The 3,740-nt window shown below is 47.1% G+C and carries 5 protein-coding genes; all 5 read right to left on the bottom strand.

Annotation, left to right across the window (positions count from 1 at the left end; all coding sequences use genetic code 11):
* Positions 1–36: 36 nt before the first annotated feature.
* The 5 genes from ABUL11_RS11295 to rfaH all read right to left on the bottom strand — a co-directional run bounded on the left by ABUL11_RS11295 (position 37) and on the right by rfaH (position 3,558).
* On the bottom strand, positions 37–153 hold the full coding sequence (locus ABUL11_RS11295; protein ID WP_502890047.1) for an AbrB/MazE/SpoVT family DNA-binding domain-containing protein: 117 nt from the start codon (positions 151–153) through the stop codon (positions 37–39).
* A 122-nt stretch (positions 154–275) separates the two neighbouring features.
* Positions 276–458, bottom strand: a complete 183-nt coding sequence (locus ABUL11_RS11065) for a hypothetical protein (protein WP_350283909.1) — start codon at positions 456–458, stop codon at positions 276–278.
* A gap of 164 nt (positions 459–622) precedes the next feature.
* Positions 623–1,441, bottom strand: coding sequence for an ABC transporter permease (locus ABUL11_RS11060; RefSeq protein WP_350283908.1), 819 nt, complete (start codon positions 1,439–1,441; stop codon positions 623–625).
* A gap of 233 nt (positions 1,442–1,674) precedes the next feature.
* The gene (gene rfbB, locus ABUL11_RS11055) at positions 1,675–2,733 is read right to left on the bottom strand and encodes a dTDP-glucose 4,6-dehydratase (RefSeq protein WP_350283907.1); all 1,059 of its coding nucleotides are present in this window, start codon (positions 2,731–2,733) and stop codon (positions 1,675–1,677) included.
* Between the two features lie 327 nt (positions 2,734–3,060).
* Positions 3,061–3,558, bottom strand: a complete 498-nt coding sequence (gene rfaH, locus ABUL11_RS11050; protein WP_350283906.1) for a transcription/translation regulatory transformer protein RfaH — start codon at positions 3,556–3,558, stop codon at positions 3,061–3,063.
* Positions 3,559–3,740 lie beyond the last annotated feature (182 nt).

The raw sequence follows: 3,740 nt of genomic DNA, 5'->3' as shown, positions 1-3,740 counted from the left end.
TGACCAGAGTCAATAGCTTGGCTTAACCCTGAGGGCTTATCCCGAACTCAGGTTACGTACCCAAACTTTTTTCACATCATCGGCGAAGCGCACATCTACTGGCAAACGTACAGCCTGAGTACGATTATTTTCAAAAACAGTACCTGTATACATCAAGATTCTCCAATCAAAGCAGCCAGATATTATAAGTATATAGCATATGCTTATTGTATGGGCAATCGAGCGACATCGTCAGGGCAGAAGAAGTTGGAGTGATTTGCAGCTATTCTGGATTTTCATATACGACCCGGTACATGCTCACGAAAATATTTTCGTCTGGGGCTGTTGGGTGTGTCTGGCCGGGTGCGCTGCAGCCAGGTAAACAATCCTTCATCAAACATGCTACCTGAATGACAGGTTGATGCCATATGCACCACTTCATTTTTTACTTTCTGCACCTCTCTGGGTGGCGCTATCACAGGCTTACCCTCCAGCACTGCCGTGATTTGCTCCAGGTTCAGGATATTCCAATGAGCCCGAATAGTACGAATGCGGTTAATGCGCCATTTTTTGTGAAATGGCAGTTATTGATCCTCTCCCTGCATTAGGAAAATGGTAAAAAGGAGTTGTTACGATGCGGTATTCAAAGAACATCAGCAAACCCTTTTCGGGTCTTCTGAAACCAGGCAAATCCCAGCCAGGCGATTATTCCAGTAACCAGCCAGTAGAATGCCAACAGTGAGAAATCCGGCATTTTTCCCCAATATAAAACATCCCGCGCCATTTCAATGACCGGTGTAAGGGGGTTCAGGTACAGCAAGTGCTGGTAGCTTTCAGGCAGAGCACTAATCGGGTAGAAAATAGGACTCAAAAACATCAATACCGTGGTAAGGACACCGATAAATTGAGATACATCACGCAGATAAACACCCAGTGACGCCAGAATCCAGCTCAACCCCATGATAAACAGAGCAAAGGGTATAGCGACGAATGGCAGGTACAGCACACTTGCATGCGGAACACCAAACAAAATCATGTAAGCTGCCAGCCAGACGCCTAGACTGATCAACGCATGATACAAAGCTGAAAGCAGACTGACATAAGGCAGAGTTTCCAGTGGAAACACTACTTTCTTGACGTAATTAGGGTTGGCAAGAATCAAGCCGGGCGCACGGTTGATGCACTCGGCAAACAGATTGAATACAATCAAACCAGCAAAAAGTACCAGGGCAAACTCGGTTTTAGATTCACTTCCCACACTCCAGCGCGCCTTGAATACCACGCTGAAGACAAAGGTATACACTACCAGCATGAATATTGGGTTGAAAAAAGACCACAACAGACCAAGTACAGAGCCACGATAACGCCCCAGTATTTCGCGCTTGGCAGAAGCCAGAATCAGTTCACGATTGCACCAGAGACTGGTGAACATTTCTACCGGCGTTGCAGGAAATTGACGCATCAACCAAACACCTCCACCTTAAATTAAATGGTTTGCCTTGATTATTTTTAGAAAACTTTTGAAAACTATCTGCGTTGCCACTACCTTCGCGAGCTGCATGGCAGCGCAACGATTCAGCGCTGTAGTGACGATGAAATTGGTGTTTTATCGAATTGCTTTACGACACTGAGGTTTGTCACACCGGTATTTTTATCGGTATGGCTTCCCGTTTTCTACCTTTATATGTCTGATCCTTACTCTCCATATTGCCTGGTTATCCATTCACGATATGCACCAGATTGAACCTGTGCTACCCACTCCGGATTATCGAGATACCACTGCACCGTTTTGCGGATGCCGGTTTCAAAGGTTTCAACAGGTTTCCAGCCCAGCTCACGTTCGATCTTATGCGCATCGATGGCGTAACGACGATCATGGCCAGGGCGATCCGCGACATAAGTGATTTGCGATGCATAGCTCGTACCCTCTGCTTTAGGCCGCAACTCATCAAGCAATTTGCAGACCGCCCTGACAATTTCGATATTCGGCTTTTCATTCCAGCCGCCAATATTATAGATTTCGCCCGGCCTTCCAGCTTCGAGCACGCGACGGATTGCACTGCAGTGATCTTTGACATAGAGCCAGTCGCGAATCTGCATTCCGTCGCCATACACGGGCAGCGGTTTACCTGCAAAGGCGTTCACAATCATCAACGGAATGAGTTTCTCCGGAAAATGATAGGGCCCGTAGTTATTGCTACAGTTGGTAGTAAGTACCGGCAAGCCGTAAGTGTGGTGCCAGGCGCGCACCAAGTGGTCACTCGCTGCCTTGCTGGCCGAGTACGGGCTGTTGGGCTCATAGCGGCTGGTTTCAGTAAAAGGAGGCGCTTCCTTGTTCAGAGTGCCGTATACCTCATCCGTGGAAACATGCAGAAAGCGAAAATTCTGTTGACCAGGCTCCTTCAGATCATTCCAAAAAGCACGTACACACTCTAGTAGGCGAAAAGTACCAACAATATTGGTCTGAATGAAATTCTCCGGGCCGTGGATACTTCGGTCGACATGGGATTCGGCCGCAAAGTTGATGATGGCCCTGGGGCGGTGCTCATGTAAAAGGCGCGTAACCAGCTCAAAATCAGCAATACTGCCTTTCACGAAAACATGGCGTGAATCACCTTCCAGCGAGGCCAGGTTCGCCCGGTTGCCGGCATAAGTAAGCGCATCCAGATTGATGACCGTCTCCTCAGACTGCGCCAGCCAATCCAGAACAAAATTGCTGCCGATGAAACCGGCTCCACCAGTAACCAGTATCACTTCCAATGACTCCTTTTCAAATCCAGCTGAACTTCAGGTACAAATCGCACGATTCTTCTATGGAAATTTTTATGACAACGATGAGCTGTTGTATTAGAGAGAAAATCTGAGTATTTTAGGCACGCTACCGCCATGCCTGTTTTTTATAACAGGAAAGATATATTCAAGGAGTAAAGCAGCAGACTGCACAAGCCGGTAGCGAGTAATGAACCTGCCGGCAACCGGGCAAAATTCTGCCACATTGTCATGATTTTGGGAAATGTTTCTGCCTAGTAGATAAGACAGGTTATTGCACTCACCAACAATTATGCAGATCTTGGGAGTCTCTCAGTTTGTTTGGTGCAAATTGGTCGGTGAAACTTGCAGGGTAACCGGTTTGCTCAGCAGTTCGATAAGCACCATCACACGACGTTCGCCCTCTGCCATCTGGTAGATCCCCTCGATACCGGCGAATGCATCTTCTGTAAGACATACTCTTTCCCCGGGTTTGAACAATCGTTCAGGTTTATGTTGGAAAAAAGCTTCCTGCATGCGTAGAAGATCAATCAGGTTATCATCAATTCTGGCGGGTTCAGACCCGAAATACACCAGCCGGTTGACACCTCTGGTAGAACGGATCGACGCCCAGCTTCTGGTGGAATCACCCTGCCCCACTTGAATAAAAAGGTAACGGGGAAACAGTGGTTCATCGACTACCGTCAGACTTCCCTGATGAAGCTTTTCTACCGGCAGCATCGGCAAATAGCATCGATACCCCTGCCATTGCAGATTCTGAAGAGCACACTTTTCCTGTTTGGGTTTGGTATGAACGAGATACCAGTACATTGCCTCTCCCTGGGTTATCCAGACGACAACAGTCTACTGCAGCCGATATCGGCACAGCAATGAATTTGTCATATCCGGGATATATAGAATTGCCTGTTTATTTATTACTCTTCAATATATGAAAAATATCTGTCCAGACAGTTCCCGCATTTGCAGAATATTTTGTCAGGATTCTTATATAA

Source organism: Nitrosomonas sp., assembly GCF_040256045.1.
Lineage (GTDB): Bacteria > Pseudomonadota > Gammaproteobacteria > Burkholderiales > Nitrosomonadaceae > Nitrosomonas.
Note: the sequence above shows the minus strand (reverse complement) of the source record. Positions and strands in the feature narration are given on the sequence as shown.